Annotated in this window: 16 protein-coding genes and 1 pseudogene; 4 read left to right on the top strand and 13 right to left on the bottom strand. The window is 35.1% G+C overall.

Annotated elements, in window-relative coordinates; genetic code table 11:
* Positions 1 to 174, top strand: a 174-nt coding sequence (locus tag IC220_RS02125) for a transposase (RefSeq protein WP_188152743.1), incomplete at its 5' end; no start/stop codon positions are given.
* On the top strand, positions 175 to 471 hold the full coding sequence (locus IC220_RS02120; RefSeq protein WP_188152948.1) for a hypothetical protein: 297 nt from the start codon (positions 175 to 177) through the stop codon (positions 469 to 471).
* Positions 472 to 475: 4 nt separating this feature from the next.
* Here IC220_RS02120 and IC220_RS02115 read toward each other — a convergent pair.
* The 10 genes and pseudogenes from IC220_RS02115 to aspS all read right to left on the bottom strand — a co-directional run.
* Positions 476 to 584, bottom strand: a pseudogene (locus IC220_RS02115) (transposase); the annotation flags it as partial.
* Positions 585 to 675: 91 nt separating this feature from the next.
* Positions 676 to 732 (bottom strand): hypothetical protein, encoded by a 57-nt coding sequence (locus tag IC220_RS08090; RefSeq protein ID WP_188152950.1) that lies wholly within the window; start codon positions 730 to 732, stop codon positions 676 to 678.
* A gap of 236 nt (positions 733 to 968) precedes the next feature.
* Positions 969 to 1,430 carry a peroxiredoxin gene (locus IC220_RS02105; RefSeq protein WP_188152947.1) on the bottom strand — a complete coding sequence of 154 codons (462 nt, stop codon included), beginning with the start codon at positions 1,428 to 1,430 and terminating at the stop codon, positions 969 to 971.
* A 43-nt stretch (positions 1,431 to 1,473) separates the two neighbouring features.
* The gene (locus IC220_RS02100; protein WP_188152946.1) at positions 1,474 to 2,667 is read right to left on the bottom strand and encodes a pyridoxal phosphate-dependent aminotransferase; all 1,194 of its coding nucleotides are present in this window, start codon (positions 2,665 to 2,667) and stop codon (positions 1,474 to 1,476) included.
* Positions 2,668 to 2,848: 181 nt separating this feature from the next.
* Positions 2,849 to 4,276 carry a leucyl aminopeptidase gene (locus IC220_RS02095; protein WP_188152945.1) on the bottom strand — a complete coding sequence of 476 codons (1,428 nt, stop codon included), beginning with the start codon at positions 4,274 to 4,276 and terminating at the stop codon, positions 2,849 to 2,851.
* Positions 4,277 to 4,357: 81 nt separating this feature from the next.
* On the bottom strand, positions 4,358 to 4,951 hold the full coding sequence (locus tag IC220_RS02090) for a protocatechuate 3,4-dioxygenase (protein WP_223158739.1): 594 nt from the start codon (positions 4,949 to 4,951) through the stop codon (positions 4,358 to 4,360).
* A 199-nt stretch (positions 4,952 to 5,150) separates the two neighbouring features.
* The gene (locus IC220_RS02085) at positions 5,151 to 6,038 is read right to left on the bottom strand and encodes a heme o synthase (RefSeq protein WP_188152943.1); all 888 of its coding nucleotides are present in this window, start codon (positions 6,036 to 6,038) and stop codon (positions 5,151 to 5,153) included.
* Between the two features lie 5 nt (positions 6,039 to 6,043).
* Positions 6,044 to 7,594: a cytochrome c oxidase subunit I gene (gene ctaD, locus IC220_RS02080; RefSeq protein WP_188152942.1), complete on the bottom strand. Its 1,551-nt coding sequence runs from the start codon at positions 7,592 to 7,594 to the stop codon at positions 6,044 to 6,046.
* 27 nt (positions 7,595 to 7,621) lie between these two features.
* Positions 7,622 to 8,386, bottom strand: coding sequence for a cytochrome c oxidase subunit II (gene coxB, locus IC220_RS02075; protein WP_188152941.1), 765 nt, complete (start codon positions 8,384 to 8,386; stop codon positions 7,622 to 7,624).
* A gap of 503 nt (positions 8,387 to 8,889) precedes the next feature.
* Entirely contained in the window at positions 8,890 to 10,704 is a 1,815-nt protein-coding gene (gene aspS, locus IC220_RS02070; protein WP_188152940.1) for an aspartate--tRNA ligase, read from the bottom strand.
* 104 nt (positions 10,705 to 10,808) lie between these two features.
* On the opposite strand from aspS, the gene metK reads away from it, so the two are divergent.
* A complete protein-coding gene (metK, locus tag IC220_RS02065) occupies positions 10,809 to 11,978 on the top strand; it encodes a methionine adenosyltransferase (protein WP_188152939.1) in 1,170 nt (389 codons plus the stop codon).
* A 29-nt stretch (positions 11,979 to 12,007) separates the two neighbouring features.
* On the top strand, positions 12,008 to 12,202 hold the full coding sequence (gene iscX, locus IC220_RS02060; RefSeq protein WP_188152938.1) for a Fe-S cluster assembly protein IscX: 195 nt from the start codon (positions 12,008 to 12,010) through the stop codon (positions 12,200 to 12,202).
* Between the two features lie 35 nt (positions 12,203 to 12,237).
* On the opposite strand, the gene IC220_RS02055 is transcribed toward iscX, so the two are convergent.
* From IC220_RS02055 to IC220_RS02045, 3 genes are all read right to left on the bottom strand, one after another.
* Positions 12,238 to 12,969: a hypothetical protein gene (locus IC220_RS02055; RefSeq protein ID WP_188152937.1), complete on the bottom strand. Its 732-nt coding sequence runs from the start codon at positions 12,967 to 12,969 to the stop codon at positions 12,238 to 12,240.
* A gap of 255 nt (positions 12,970 to 13,224) precedes the next feature.
* On the bottom strand, positions 13,225 to 13,983 hold the full coding sequence (locus IC220_RS02050; protein WP_188152936.1) for a hypothetical protein: 759 nt from the start codon (positions 13,981 to 13,983) through the stop codon (positions 13,225 to 13,227).
* Positions 13,984 to 14,135: 152 nt separating this feature from the next.
* Positions 14,136 to 14,942, bottom strand: coding sequence for a hypothetical protein (locus tag IC220_RS02045; protein ID WP_188152935.1), 807 nt, complete (start codon positions 14,940 to 14,942; stop codon positions 14,136 to 14,138).
* Positions 14,943 to 15,124 lie beyond the last annotated feature (182 nt).

The raw sequence follows: 15,124 nt of genomic DNA, 5'->3' as shown, positions 1-15,124 counted from the left end.
CCCGAAGCTGAAGGATTTCAGGTTATTCCAAAACGTTGGATAGTTGAAAGAACCTTTGCTTGGCTCTCCAATTTTAGGCGCATGAGCAAAGATTACGAACATTCTCCTCTTACCTCAAAAACCAATATTTTCTTTAATATGATTACCGTTATGCTTAATAAATTAGCTACTTAAATGATTTCAAGACATCTTCTTAGGGACAAAAAAGAAAACGATATTGATCTGTGCACTATATCAGTTGCATTCATAGGAGCTATGGTAACATTAATCTCACTGACATGTGCCGTACCGTCTGCGATCGAAAAAGAAGCATGTCTACCCATCTTTGGCCTTATAGTTTTAGCATCACTGGCTAGTGCTGCTGTATTTGGTGGTATTACCTACGGGATTGCATATATGTGGTCAAAACTTAGTGGCAAAGTAGATGAAGTGGACTGTAAGGCCACCCCTACTACAGAACAACAGCTGTGACTACAAGACCCAGCGTATCCACTATAATATGGCGCTTCCTGCCTTTTATCTTCTTTCCAGCATCGTAACCTCTTGCCCCCCTTTGAGTCGTTTTTACTGATTGACTATCCTATTGATGGGGCTTCTTTCTTTCCCCTTACTTTTTTTACTAAAAAATCATGGATCTCTTGCCATTTTCCACTGTTTTTTAGTCGTGTATTCCAACTATTTCCATGGCGGAAAATCTCTAGGTATTTGCCTCCATTGGCAACCTGTTCTCATTACATACCTTACTGATTACTCTGGTACTATGCTTTCTTGGTCTACCTGTCTTTTTAGGCTCAAAATGTTGTTTCAAAATTTCCCATTCTTTGTCACTTATATCGCTTGGATACATCTTACCCCTCATCTTTTCTTACTTTGCAAATACTTTGCAGACACCTTCTAAGAACTTTTGACGGATATTATTGCAAAAACTACTGATGAACAAATTAAAAAATTGCAATAAAGTTCTTTTTCTACGAAATTTTCTTTGTTTCGCTTAAAACTTCATCTGCATGTCCGCTAACTTTTACATTCCGCCAAATTTTCACTATTTTGCCTTTTTTATCTATTAAAAAAGTAGCTCGTTCTATACCCATGTACTTTTTACCGAACATGCTTTTTTCTACCAATACACAATATTTTTTTAATATTTCAGTATTTTCATCAGAAACTAAATGAAACGGTAAAGAATATTTTGCCTTAAAATTAGCGTGGCACTTAACGCTGTCCTTTGACATGCCGATTATCACTGTATCAAGTGAAGAAAAATCATCAATGCGATCCCTAAAATCCTTAGCTTCCATAGTGCAGCCTGGAGTATCATCTTTAGGATAAAAATAAAGTACCACATTTTTCTTGTTAAAAAATTCACTCAGTGATAACTTTTCTCCAGAATCTGTTGGTAAAACAAAATCAGGTGCGTTGGTTAATTCCATATTACTCCTTTTCTTATAATATTCTTAAGTATTCCTATTAAATTCAAAAACATTCCTGACATGCTTTAATAATACTATTACATCCAATTTCCAATTGCTCATGGGAGGCTGCATAGGAAATTCTAATAAAATTTTCCATGCCAAACGCAACTCCTGGAACTACAGCAACCAAATGATCTGCAAGCAAGTATTCAGTAAAATCCAAGTCGTTATCTATTACCTTACCATTTTTTGTTTTTTTACCTAGCACGCCTTCACACGAAACGAACAAATAAAATGCACCCTGCGGTACTGATACGGATAACCCTGGAGCAGAATTTAGCTTTTCCACCATAAAATCTCTACGGTTTTTAAAAGTCTCTGTTCGCTCTTTTAAAAATCCATGATCACCATTTAGTGCTTCAGTTGCTGCAGCTTGTGCTATAGAGTTCGGATTAGATGTGCTTTGAGATTGTAGTGTAGAAATAGCTTTTACTATATCACTTTTACCGGCAACGTATCCTATTCTCCAGCCGGTCATTGCATAGGCTTTTGATACTCCGTTTACTATAAAAACTCTATCATAAAGTTTTGGCTCAACTTGAGCAATGGTAAAAAATTTCTCATCGTATATTATATGTTCATAAATGTCATCCGTAACGATATTTACATGCGAATGTTCAAGTAATACTTTAGATATATCACGTAACTCATTATGCGTATACACAGCACCTGCAGGGTTGTTTGGCGAATTGATTACTAACCATTTCGTTTTTTTAGTTATCTTACTTTTCAATAATTCTGGTGTAAGTTTAAAATTTTGCTTGCACTCGACTATAATTGGTACGCCACCAAAAAGATTTACCATATCAATGTATGAAACCCAATATGGAGCAGGGATAATGACCTCATCTCCTGGATTAATAGTTGCCATGAATAAATTAAATAATACCTGTTTAGCACCACTACCTACGCAGATTTGGTTAGGCTCATATTTAAGTTCATTATCTCTCTCTAATTTTTTTATTATCGCTTCTTTCAATTCACGTGTGCCATCAACCGCTGTATATTTTGTTTTGCCTTCATTTATTGCTTGTATCGCTGCATCCTTTATATGATCCGGAGTATCAAAATCTGGTTCTCCTGCAGCTAAAACACAGATTTCTTTTCCTTCACCTTTTAGTTTATTTGCTGCATCAGTAATAGCGATTGTAGGTGATGGTTTTATCAAAGACATTCTCTCTGCAAGGTGTGACATAATCTTACTTTAAGCTAAATTAAAATAATAAACTCTGTGTAACAATAATAAACTCTGTGTAACAAAAAAGCGAGAAGTTTTCTTATAAAATCCATGAGCAGCATTAAAATTCATTAGACCTCTTTTGCAACTGATGGCAATTTTGTTGACAACAAAACTGCTACCAGGTTTTGCAAGAGATTTACTCGTAGTACTTCTCAACCAACTTATTAAGCAACCTGATACCGAAACCTACTGCTCCTCTTGGGCAGATATCAGTGCCTTTCTCGTGCCACGCAGTGCCTGCGATATCTAAATGTGCCCAGCAAGTGTTATTTACAAAGCGTTGTAAGAATTGCGCAGCCATTATACTGTCACCACCTGAGCCTGCAGGAGCAATATTTTGTACATCAGCAATTGGCGAATCAATAATTTTGTCATATGTCTCATTCATTGGAAAACGCCATAATTTCTCGTTTGTTTCCTTTCCTGCGTCAATTAAACGCTCTGCCAACTCATCATTATTTGAAAAGAGACCAGCATATTCGTTATTACCAAGTGCAACGACAATGGCACCAGTTAAAGTTGCAAGGTCTATCATAAACTCTGGTGAAAACCTATCCTGTGTGTACCACAGGGCATCGGCAAGTATCAACCTTCCCTCTGCATCGGTATTTAACACTTCTATCGTTTGTCCGGACAGTGAAGTTACTACATCACTTGGCCTTTGGGCATTGCCATCAACTGCATTTTCTGCAAGCGCAACAACACCAATAGCATTCACTTTTGCTTTTCTTCCTGCCAAAGCACGCATTACACCGACCACAGCAGCAGAACCTGCCATGTCATATTTCATCGATTCCATACCACGTGAAGGCTTGAGTGATATTCCACCAGTATCAAACGTTATGCCTTTACCAACAAAAGCAACTGGCTTTTTCTCTTTAGCAGCTCCATTCCATTTGATGATTACTAACCTTGGCTCTTTGCTACTACCTTGAGCCACTCCAAGCAAAGCCCCCATATTCTCCATATGCTGTTTTTCCAGCACTTCAACTTCAAGACCTAATTTAGTGAATTCTTCTTTAATGCAGTTAGCATAAGATTCCGGGTATAGAATATTAGGTGGTTCAGTGATAAAAGAACGTGCAAGAAATATGCCCTCACCTTCTTGCTTTAGACATGCAAATAATTCTTCAGCTTGATCATTCTTTGTTAATACTATAATTTCCTCTACTTGTGAAACCTGCTCGTCCTGTTTAGTTTTATATTTGTCGAACTTAAAACTACGTAAAAGTGCACCGTATGCAATATTTGCTGTCACTTTTTCACTATCTTCAACTTGAACTTCAGCTTGCTTGATTTTTAACCTGCTTAATTCACAATGTATCTTGCCACCAATATTCAATGCTTTATTTTCATCCCACTCGTCTTTTTTACCAAGACCAACAACTATGAGATTTTTTTCTCCTGAGATAACCGGGAAAAACTCACCAAAGCTGCCATTAAACTCACTGATGTTATCTATAATTTTCTTATCTTCACCGTTGCTTATGGTTTGATCATTTTCAAACAAACCTACAACTGTGGTTTTAAAATTGGATGAAATTTTAGAAATTGCGATCTTCATTGTTTATAACTCCATACTTAATTAGAGTAATATTTACCAAATTAACTAAAAAATAACAAGTTTTTATTTTTTTTTAGATTTTTATTTTTTCTCAGAAAATTTACTATATCCACTTAAAGTAATATTAAATGTATAAGTTTTTATACCCTGATCATTATAAGAAAGTGGTGCTATCAGCAGGCTTGCCAAGCCGTTATCGAGAAAATCTTTTAGAATAGGATCAGAGCAGTTGCTATAATTATGGTCAGTAAAGAACATTTGGGTTGTGAACTCTGTAAAACCCGGATGTTGAACTAAAAATTTTACATGTGGTGCTCTATTACCGCTTTTACCAGGCATGACCGTAATAAAACTATAGTAACCTAGATTGTTTGTAATAAATCTCCCTGATCCAGCAAAATGTGGATCGGATTGAGAATTTCCATCATTACCGCAAGCATTTGCATGCCATATAGAAACTGCAGCATTCTGTATTGGCAAACAATTTATGTCAGTCACTCTACCCACTATATGTATTATTTCCCCAAATGCAGCACTGGGAGAACCAGGCTTCCTTCTTAAATTATTTGAATAGTTGAAATTTTTAGGTCTTGTGTTGAGGTTATATATTTCAGGAGTTTCAATGCAATTAAGTAAAATGGGATCGGCTGCAAGTAATGGTAAATTGTATATCATTGAGATCAGCAACACTAATAAAGTATTTTTCATATCTGTAACATTCCTAATTAGAATTATAGCAGCTTTTTTCTTCTGTTAAAGACAAGACTTTTCTCTAACTACATGCCTTTAAATTTCACTATAGAAACAAAAAAGAGCATAATAACAAGTGCCATCAGAAGAAAGAGTAAAAGATAATTTTTTTGTTTCTGCATAGTTAAAATAAATCAATAGAGCAAAAGATAGTGTTAGCAAATAAGGAAAATAAATAAGAAATTGAGTAAGAAAACATCTTTTTTTGTGAGTTGTAATTTTTAAATCTGAGAATAGATACAGCGTACCAAATAAAAATGCCGCCTTCAAAGATTGCTAAAATCAAGTAAAGCAGAGGCCTTTTTAAAAACAAAGCTGGAAGCAAGCTAATCGATACTAGTAATATGCTATAGATTAAAATATATTTCCTTGTTTTTTCTGGACCATAAACAATATTGAACATCGGTATAGACGCTTTAATATAATCTTCAGATCTATTTAAAGACAGTGCCCAAAAATGAGGAGGGGTCCACATAAAAATGATTAAAAATAGCACAAAACTTTCCCAACCTGCAGAATTAGTAACGGCCGCCCAACCAATCATAGGGGGAAAAGCTCCTGCTGCACCGCCGATCACGATGTTCTGTGGAGTACGTCTTTTTAACCAGATTGTATAGATAAAAACGTAAAATAAAATACTAACTGCAAGTAAAATAGCAGAAAAATAATTTATTGCTATTGCCATAATAAAAACTGACAATATTCCAAGAGTAACTCCAAATTCAAGGGCGCTGTTTGCAGCTACTCTACCTGAAGGTATGGGACGATTTTTTGTTCTTTCCATCAGCAAATCTATGTCCCTGTCGTACCACATATTGATAACACCTGCTGCACCAGAGCCAAGAGCAATGCACATCAAGGATATTAAAGCTAAGAGAGGGTGTATATTGCCAGGTGCAGCAACCATGCCCGCAGCCCCGGTAAATACTACAAGGTACATTATTCTTGGCTTCAATAAGTGCCAAAAATCTAATATTGTTGACTGACTATTCAATAAAGCACTTGTATACATATAATTTACTTTACGACTGGTGGTTTTTCAAAAGTGTGAAAAGGTGGTGGCGAGGATACAGTCCACTCTAAAGTATCTGCTCCCCAAGGGTTATCTCCAGCTTTTTTGCCTTTTATAAGGAGATGTACAACTATAAACACAAAAAACATTACTGAGAAAAATGATATGTATGACCCTATGGAAGAAACATAATTCCACGGAATGAATGCATCAGGATAGTCAGGTATACGCCTTGGCATGCCTGCTAACCCTAAGAAATGTTGAGGTAAAAAGGTAACGTTAGTGCCGATAAAAGTCAGCCAGAAATGTATCTGACCTAAGCATTCGTTATATTGTTTGCCTGACATCTTCCCGATCCAGTAATAAAATCCAGCAAATGCAGCAAATAGAGTAGCAAGTGACATAACGTAGTGAAAGTGAGCAACAACATAGTAAGTATCATGTAAAAGTTTATCTATACCACCATGAGAAAGGACTATACCGGTCACTCCTCCACCCATAAACATAAAAATAAAACCTAAAGCAAATAACATGGGAGTTTTTAATTCAATTGCACCTCCCCACATTGTAGCAATCCAGCTAAATACCTTAATTCCGGTGATAACACCGATGAACATTGTTGAAGCACTAAAAAATATTACAACTTCTGTGTCAAGCCCGACAGTGAACATGTGGTGAGCCCAAACTAAAAAGCCAAATGCAGCTATTCCTATCATTGCATAAACCATACCCATATAGCCGAATACTGGTCTATGGGAAAAAGTTGAAATAACCTGACTTATGATACCAAATGCAGGAAAAACAATGATATACACTTCCGGATGGCCAAAAAACCAGAACAAGTGCTGAAACAACACAGGATCCCCGCCACCTGCAGGATCGAAAAAAGAAGTGCCAGCATTACGGTCAGTGAGCAGCATAGTTATAGCGCCGGCAAGTACAGGTAAGGCAACAATCAACATGAATGCTGTCAATAAAATTGACCATACAAACAATGGCATTTTAGTTAATGACATACCTACTGCACGCATGTTAAATATAGTCACAATAAAATTAATTCCCCCCACAATTGACGATATACCGGCAACATGAAGGGCAAATATAGCGAGGTCAACGCCTGCACTTGGATGAGAAATAACTTGTGATAGAGGTGGATATAAAGTCCATCCTGTACCAGGCCCTTCACCGATGAATATTGAGATAATGAGTAAAATAAAAGACGATACTAGCAACCAAAAACTTAAATTATTCATACGAGGAAATGCCATATCAGGAGCGCCGATCATGAGAGGCACAAACCAATTACCAAATCCTCCCATTAAGGCTGGCATAATCATGAAAAACACCATTATCAATGCATGACCCGTTACCATGACGTTATATAATTGATAGTTATTATTCAGTATATTTATATGCATTAACTGAGTACGAATAATTACCGATAACAATCCACCAATTATTCCAGTTAATATAGAAAAAATAATATACAGTGTTCCTATATCTTTATGATTAGTAGAAAACAGCCAACGTTTTAACCCGCTTGGTGCGTCACTCATACTTATACTCCAATTTATACTCAAAATTTAATTTAACAACTTTTTATCTTCAACCCATTTGTTGAAATCTTCTTTGCTTACTGCTTCAACAACAATTGGCATAAACCCATGCCCTTGGCCACATAACTCATAACACTGTCCATAGTATATACCTGATTTTTTAATATTAAACCATGCTTCATTCAATCTTCCAGGTATTGCATCGATTTTTACTCCAAAAGCAGGAACCCCCCAACTGTGTATGACATCCCCTGCCGTGACTTGTAAACGTATATTAGTGTTCACAGGGACAATAACATGGTTATCGACAGAAAATAACCTCAAATCTTTTGCACCTAGATCTTTATCCCCTTTAATATAGCTATCAAATGATAAGCCTTTATGCTCTGGATATTGATAACTCCAGTACCACTGATGCCCAATGACTTTTAAAGTGAGCTCAGTTTTTGGGACATTATCTTGCATTTTAATCAATTTAATATTTTCAATGGTAAGTACAGCAACAACTATCATCGGCACAACAGTCCAGATAATCTCCAAAGTGATGTTATGGGTAACCTTACTTACGTTTGAAACTTTATTTTTACGAAAGCGAATCACAGCATAAACAAGCAGAAACCACACGAATAAAAGAATTGCAAACATTATAAACATAATGAAAGAGTGTGATTTAGTTGTAGTTTCCATTATCTCAGTTGCTGGCGATTGCAATCCAAATTGCCAAGCAGTGGGTGGAGAGGCAGTAGATATACTTGAGTAAAATATTATCAATAGTACAAATAACCTAAGCATGCTTTTATTTATCTCTAATAAATTCAATAATGTATTATAATATAACTTACTATGCAAATAGACTAGTAATAAATTAATAGTTTTTTAGCATTTAGTAGTTATAATAATACAATATTAGTATGGCGGAGGCATTTACTTTAGGCAAAATATTACAATATTTAAAGTTAAAAAAGCAATAATATATATTAAGTATTTACTTTAAATAAATTCTATTGTAAGTTTAATGGTGTCTGTTATTGCAATAACCCTCTAGCCTCACACCAAAAAGCAGTAACAGACACCATTAAACTTCACTAAAAGTGAAAGGTTGCCTATTAATTAATTATACTTTACAACCCATTAAATAACTTTTAATGCCTACAGTAATACCATATGCGAAATATAAGTATAGTGTTTTTTGAAATAAAATTTTCTTAGGCCTATATTCTTAATTAGACTAGCTTTCGATAATAATTTTGTTGTTCCTTACTATCATTATGAAGAGGTATGAAATTTGATTTGCATCACTTTTCTTGCAAATCACATACTTGTAAAGACAACTCACGTAAATGACTATTATCAACCTTAGAAGGAGCACCCATTAAAATGTCTTCACCTTGTTGATTCATTGGAAAGCAGATAACTTCACGAATGTTTGGTTCATCAGTAAGTAACATGACCATTCTATCGATTCCAGGTGCTATACCGCCGTGAGGAGGGACACCAAATCTAAATGCACGTACAAGTGCTCCAAACTTTGTGTCAACGTCCTCCTTGCTATAGCCTGCAATAGCAAAAGCTTTATACATTATATCCAATTTATTATTACGAATTGCACCACTCGATAATTCTATCCCATTGCAGACTAGATCATATTGATATGCAAGAATATCTAGTGGATTTTTTTCCTCCAAGTCCTTAAGGCCACCTTTTGGCATAGAAAATGGATTGTGAAAGAAATCAATCTTTTTATTTTTATCATCATAGACAAAATACGGAAAATCGACAATCCAACAGAACTTAAAAATATTGTCATCTATTAAACCTAATTCTGACCCTAAAAGAGTGCGAACTTTACCAGCAATTGCTGCTGCTTCATCTTCTATATCAGAAGCAAAAAACATACTGTCTCCAGGTTTTATGTTGGTTATCTCTTTTATTTGATTCAGTCTATTTTCATCAAGAAATTTGGCGATAGGTCCCTTTGCCGTACCATCTTCAGCAAAAGTGATATACCCAAGACCTTTAGCACCAAACTCTTTTTGCGCATGATCTATCTTTTTATCAAAAAAGCTTCGTGGCTCTGCTGCTGTTCCAGGTGCAGGAATTGCCCTTACCACCATACCACGCTCGATATTCTTCTTAAAAACATTAAACTCTGAGTCACGGAAAATATCGGTAACATCGCTGATTAACAGAGGATTACGCAGGTCTGGCTTATCAGAACCATATTTCAGCATAGTCTCTTTGTAGGTAATGTGAGGAAAATTTTTATCGATAGACTTATCAGAAAATTTAGCGAATACATCATATAAAACAGATTCAATAATCCGAAAGATATCTTCCTGAGTAATGAAGGACATTTCTAAATCCAACTGATAAAACTCTCCAGGAGAGCGGTCAGCTCTTGCATCTTCATCACGGAAACAAGGCGCAATTTGAAAATATTTATCAAATCCTGAAACCATGAGCAACTGCTTAAAAATTTGTGGAGCTTGCGGCAATGCGTAAAATTTACCAGGATTTAACCTACTTGGAACTAAATAATCACGCGCTCCTTCAGGCGATGAAGCAGTGAGTATTGGAGTTTGGATTTCTAAAAACCCCTGCTCTATCATAAGCTTGCGAAGTTCGGCAATAACCTGTGAGCGTAAAACAATATTGCTGCGGACTTTTTCACGTCTTAAATCAAGAAATCTATATTTAAATCTCATGTTTTCTGGGTATTCTTGCTCACCAGTAATGCTGGCTAATATACTTCTTTCCTCTTTTGCTATTTCTTCATCAGCACAAAACTCAATTTCTGATTCAACATGCAAGTCAAGCACTGAAACCTCGATTTCTCCGGTAGCTATAGAGCTATTTACCGTATCTTCAGTTCTCGCCTTTACTATCCCCTTGATAGTGATGACACTTTCCTGCTTTAAATTTGAGATTGTGCCAAAAAAATCTTTATCGTTATTAAATACTAGTTGAGTTACTCCATAAAAGTCACGCAGATCTACAAAAATTAAATTACCGTGATCGCGTTTGCGATATAACCAACCAGAAAGAGTGACTTCCTCTTCTACATTGCTTTTTCTTAATTCATTACATGTGTGAGTTCTGTAGTAGTTCATTTCAATTTTTTACAACCAAACTATAGATAAAAGTATAAAATATATTATCCTATATACAACTCTTTAATAAAAAGAGTATGCTATAATATAAAAAAGCTAAATACATGAATATATTGAGAAGTTTAAAAACTACAGAATCAGTTGCTGCCGGTCATCCAGATAAAGTAGCAGACCAAATTTCAGATTCTATACTTGATGCATACATTTCGGCTGATCCTTCATCACGAACTGCAATAGAGACCTTAGTCACTAAAAATAAGGTTATTGTAGCCGGTGAAGTGTGTGGTCCTAATATTCAAAATAGTGAAATTGAAGATATTGTGCGCAATACAATAAGAAATATCGGGTATGAGCATGATGGATTTCACTGGGAAAAAGTGAAAGTGGAAATATTGTTGCACGAGCAATCAAGTGACATTGCAATGGGCATCGTGAAAGATGATCAAGGTGCTGGCGATCAAGGCATAATGTATGGTTATGCAACCAAGGAGACCGAAAACTTAATGCCCGCACCTATTTTTTATGCGCATTTAATTCTCAAGAATATTTTGAGTGCAGTTAAGCTTGGTCCAGATGCAAAATCACAAATTACTTTGGCCTATGAAAATAACATTCCTGTTCGTGCTGAGAATATTGTTGTATCAATACAACATCTTGAAAATTTCACTCAAATCAAAGAAATAATTTATCCGCATGTTGTTTCATCAATCCCTGAAGGGTGGATGTGTTCAGAGGAAAATTTTCTGGTTAACCCTACCGGTAGGTTCGTTATTGGTGGTCCAGTTGGCGATTGTGGACTCACAGGCAGAAAAATTATGGTGGATACCTATGGTGGATATATTCCACATGGTGGTGGAGCTTTTTCTGGAAAAGATGCAACGAAAGTAGATAGATCTGCAGCTTATATGGCGAGATATTTAGCTAAAAATATTGTTTTTGCCGGCTTAGCAGAGCGTTGTCTTGTACAGCTTTCCTATGCAATTGGCGTATCAAAACCTACTTCGTTTTATATTGATACATTTGCTACAAACAAAGTAGATGAAGAAAAAATCAAAAAATTTATTGCAGACAATATAGATCTATCAACAAGAGGTATTATAGAGCGTTTATCCCTCAAACGTCCGATATATAAGCACACGTCTTATTATGGACATTTTGGTAGGGAAGCAACAGAAGATGGCTGTTTTTCCTGGGAAAAAACAGATTTATCTTATGATCTGCAGGGAATAACCGACAGACAAGAATTAGTTAACAAAAAAATTGATGCAGTTTAGAACAAGTTTTTTTAGTATATTTTTATGTTATGAAGTGGCTTGATATAGAAGATATAGTGGAAGCACTAGAAGAAAAATTTCCTGATGAGGATATAATGAGCATTAGATTTACTGAGCTGAAAAAAAAGGTTTTAAGCTTGAAAGATTTCGATGATGATGAAAAGCGCTGCAATGAAAAAATATTAGAAGCTATACAAGCAGCTTGGTTTGAAGAAAGATTGTAAAAGGAAGCCACCACTTACGATGGCTTATTTTCACCTTATACAAGGGTAGGTACTATTGCTGCTACAGATTCTATAGTTGCAGTGTGTTGTTGTGGCTCAGTGTCAATTTTCTCTACGCAAGTACTAATATCTGAAGTAGTTGCCTGTTTAGTAGTATTCCAATGGTCAAATCCTACATAGCTTGGAGTAGTACTATCATCTAACACTACAAAGCCCAAGTGAGCATTAGTCGTAGTCGAAGTTTGTTTAGACTTAAAAGGGCTCATAAAGAAATCTACGACACTTCCTAATATGTTTTTCGTTTTCTGAACAAGTCCAACTTTTTTGATTGGTGATACTGGAAGACCCATAGCTGCCCATTCCTCATCATCAAAATCTTTTGAAGAGCCTAAAGATATACCATCATCAGTTGAAATTGAAAGATTATCTTCATCTTCTTCTAGTAATGTGAAAAGTGTTGGATTAAAACTCACCTTTTTATTTGCACTTGGCGATACGTCTGTACCATTAGTAGATTTTGGTTGTTGTCCTACTAAATTAGTGTAGAACACTGATACACCTCGCACCTGAGCAGGTTGTATAGCGTTTTCTTTCTTATTATTTTTGCTATTAATCCAATTCCATAACCTCACCATTGGTACAGCAATTCTTATCATAAGGCTTTTTTTCTTGCTGCTACCTTCAACAATAGCGAGAGGAGTTATTACACCGCCTTTCCTTACTGCATTGCTTGTTATGCGTTTGTTAACATCATCAAAAAAACTCATTTCTTACTCCATTAATTAAATAATATAGTAAAATTATAAAGTATATTATTTGGTGTATAATATATAAATAATTCCTTTTAAAAGAGAAGTATCGCGTGTTAGTAGAAAATTAATATTTTAATACAACAAAGAATTTGATGCATGAAGATCTATTAGACTAATTTGATACTTAATGTAGTTGAAGAAAGATGATTGTAGTGCATAGCTGTGCAGTGACATAAGAAAAGCCACCATTATGGTGGCTTTTCTTTAAGTTTAATAACGTAAAATATAACCTTCTGTTTGTGTAACGTCAGGTTCTTTTACATCACCGTTAGGCTTATGACCTGAAACAGCTTTCACTCTATTACCTGAACACGTAATATACTCACAATCGTTAAATCTTATATGACTTGGTTCATTATTTTGATTCTTAGGTGCAACTTGCTTTTCAGGTGTAATTTTTTTAGACTTAAAATGGCGCACAAAGAAATCTTTGATACTCCTTAACATGTCTGCTAGTATATTACCTAAAGGTTTACGATTATTTAATTGTATGATACCTGAAGAGTCCATTGGCAGTGCCCAATCACGCTCCACACTAATCAAAATACTATTAATTGGCGGTTCGTTTTTAACCCTAAAAAGGTTCATAGAGAAATTTTTGATACTTCCTAACATGTCTGCCAGTTTATTACCTGAATGTTTTAACACGCCTGCCAATTTATTACCTAAAGGCCTATGACTACCTTCCATTAGAGGGTAGCCTTTAGGCCTAACAAGATTCGTAAAAAATCTTTCTAACATGTTTTTTATTTTCTGAAATTTTTTCCCTGATGGTGAATTTGTAGAACAATTCCCACCTAGCAATGGCATAACATCTGAATCAGAATAAATATTCTCTTCCTTTGCATTAGTTGAATTTGTAGGCTCCACCTTTACATTTTCAGATATAGATCCCCAACTCACCTTTCCATTCTTCCATACATACCTACATTGTAACTTTGCATGACTATTCTTTACATCAAAACCCATTTTTTACTCCACTATTAAAATAATACAATTAAATTATACACATATTATGTGTTATATAACATGCAAGTAACTCCTTTTTTAATAAAGAGCATCTTATGTTAACAAAAAATAAATCTTTAGCGCAGTCACTGTAAATAGTGGCTCACTTCAACTTAACAATAGGTAGATATTACTATAGTATCTCGCGCAACGTTAAGTTCCTTTACCTTACTGTTAGGCCTACTTTTTAGACTTTTAGCTTCGTCATTATCTGGAGAACTCATAGTTGAATGCGCAATAGCAGCACGCCAGTGCTCATTAGTCCTCAGTTCATAATCTGCTGATGCAACAGCAACTCTCCAGTGCTCATTAGCTTTCAGACCATAATCTGGTGCAACTTTTTTAGACTTAAAAAGGTTCGTAAAAAATCTTTCTAACATGTTTTTTATTCTCTTGATAAGCCCAACTTTTTTCTCTGACTGTGGAATTTTTGGAGTTTGATTATTTATAGTCTCATAAATATGTTCTCTTACATAATTTGCATTTTCATATATAGTCCACCCCCATACATACGAAACTTTTGGCCAATCATAATGTTTTTCTGCATTAGTTGAATTTGAAAGATTATTACTACCTTCCGTTGGTACTGGTGGAAGAGGCCTTATCACCATACCACCACGATTAATAACACCTATTAGCTTAGCATAAGTATGTTTTTCTGCATTAGTCAAAGGACCATTCTTACCTTGTGTTGGTAATGGCATAAAATTTAGCTCAGCATAAACAGGTTCTTCTGCATTTACATTTTGATACGTATGTTTTTCTTCCTTTACATTTATAATATTTTGATACAGACATTCTACACTTCCCTTTACATATGCAGGTCCTACCTTTACATTTACATTTTGATATATAGGTTCCCAACTCACATTTCCATTCTTCCATACATACCTACGTTGTACCTTTACATAACCAATCACTTTTTACTCCATTAATTAAACAATATAGTTAAATTATAAATATATTATGCGATATATGCCATATGAATAATTCTCTATTTTAATAAAGAGCATCTTGTGTTAATAAAAAATAAACCTTTAGCGCAGTGGTGCATAAATGAGATATGTTTATTGATACAATTAGATGAATTTGATACTTATAT

This window comes from Wolbachia endosymbiont of Pentalonia nigronervosa, from assembly GCF_014534705.1.
Lineage (GTDB): Bacteria > Pseudomonadota > Alphaproteobacteria > Rickettsiales > Anaplasmataceae > Wolbachia.
This window is presented reverse-complemented; position numbering and strand designations above follow the sequence as displayed.

Excerpts from the sequence above, each read along its gene's own strand:
- IC220_RS02120 (WP_188152948.1), top strand. The coding sequence starts at position 175 with ATGATTTCAAGACATCTTCTTAGGGACAAAAAAGAAAACGATATTGAT.
- IC220_RS02105 (WP_188152947.1), bottom strand. The coding sequence starts at position 1,430 with ATGGAATTAACCAACGCACCTGATTTTGTTTTACCAACAGATTCTGGA.
- IC220_RS02100 (WP_188152946.1), bottom strand. The coding sequence starts at position 2,667 with ATGTCACACCTTGCAGAGAGAATGTCTTTGATAAAACCATCACCTACA.
- IC220_RS02095 (WP_188152945.1), bottom strand. The coding sequence starts at position 4,276 with ATGAAGATCGCAATTTCTAAAATTTCATCCAATTTTAAAACCACAGTT.
- IC220_RS02090 (WP_223158739.1), bottom strand. The coding sequence starts at position 4,951 with ATGATATACAATTTACCATTACTTGCAGCCGATCCCATTTTACTTAAT.
- IC220_RS02085 (WP_188152943.1), bottom strand. The coding sequence starts at position 6,038 with ATGTATACAAGTGCTTTATTGAATAGTCAGTCAACAATATTAGATTTT.
- ctaD (WP_188152942.1), bottom strand. The coding sequence starts at position 7,594 with ATGAGTGACGCACCAAGCGGGTTAAAACGTTGGCTGTTTTCTACTAAT.
- coxB (WP_188152941.1), bottom strand. The coding sequence starts at position 8,386 with ATGCTTAGGTTATTTGTACTATTGATAATATTTTACTCAAGTATATCT.
- aspS (WP_188152940.1), bottom strand. The coding sequence starts at position 10,704 with ATGAACTACTACAGAACTCACACATGTAATGAATTAAGAAAAAGCAAT.
- metK (WP_188152939.1), top strand. The coding sequence starts at position 10,809 with ATGAATATATTGAGAAGTTTAAAAACTACAGAATCAGTTGCTGCCGGT.
- iscX (WP_188152938.1), top strand. The coding sequence starts at position 12,008 with ATGAAGTGGCTTGATATAGAAGATATAGTGGAAGCACTAGAAGAAAAA.
- IC220_RS02055 (WP_188152937.1), bottom strand. The coding sequence starts at position 12,969 with ATGAGTTTTTTTGATGATGTTAACAAACGCATAACAAGCAATGCAGTA.
- IC220_RS02050 (WP_188152936.1), bottom strand. The coding sequence starts at position 13,983 with ATGGGTTTTGATGTAAAGAATAGTCATGCAAAGTTACAATGTAGGTAT.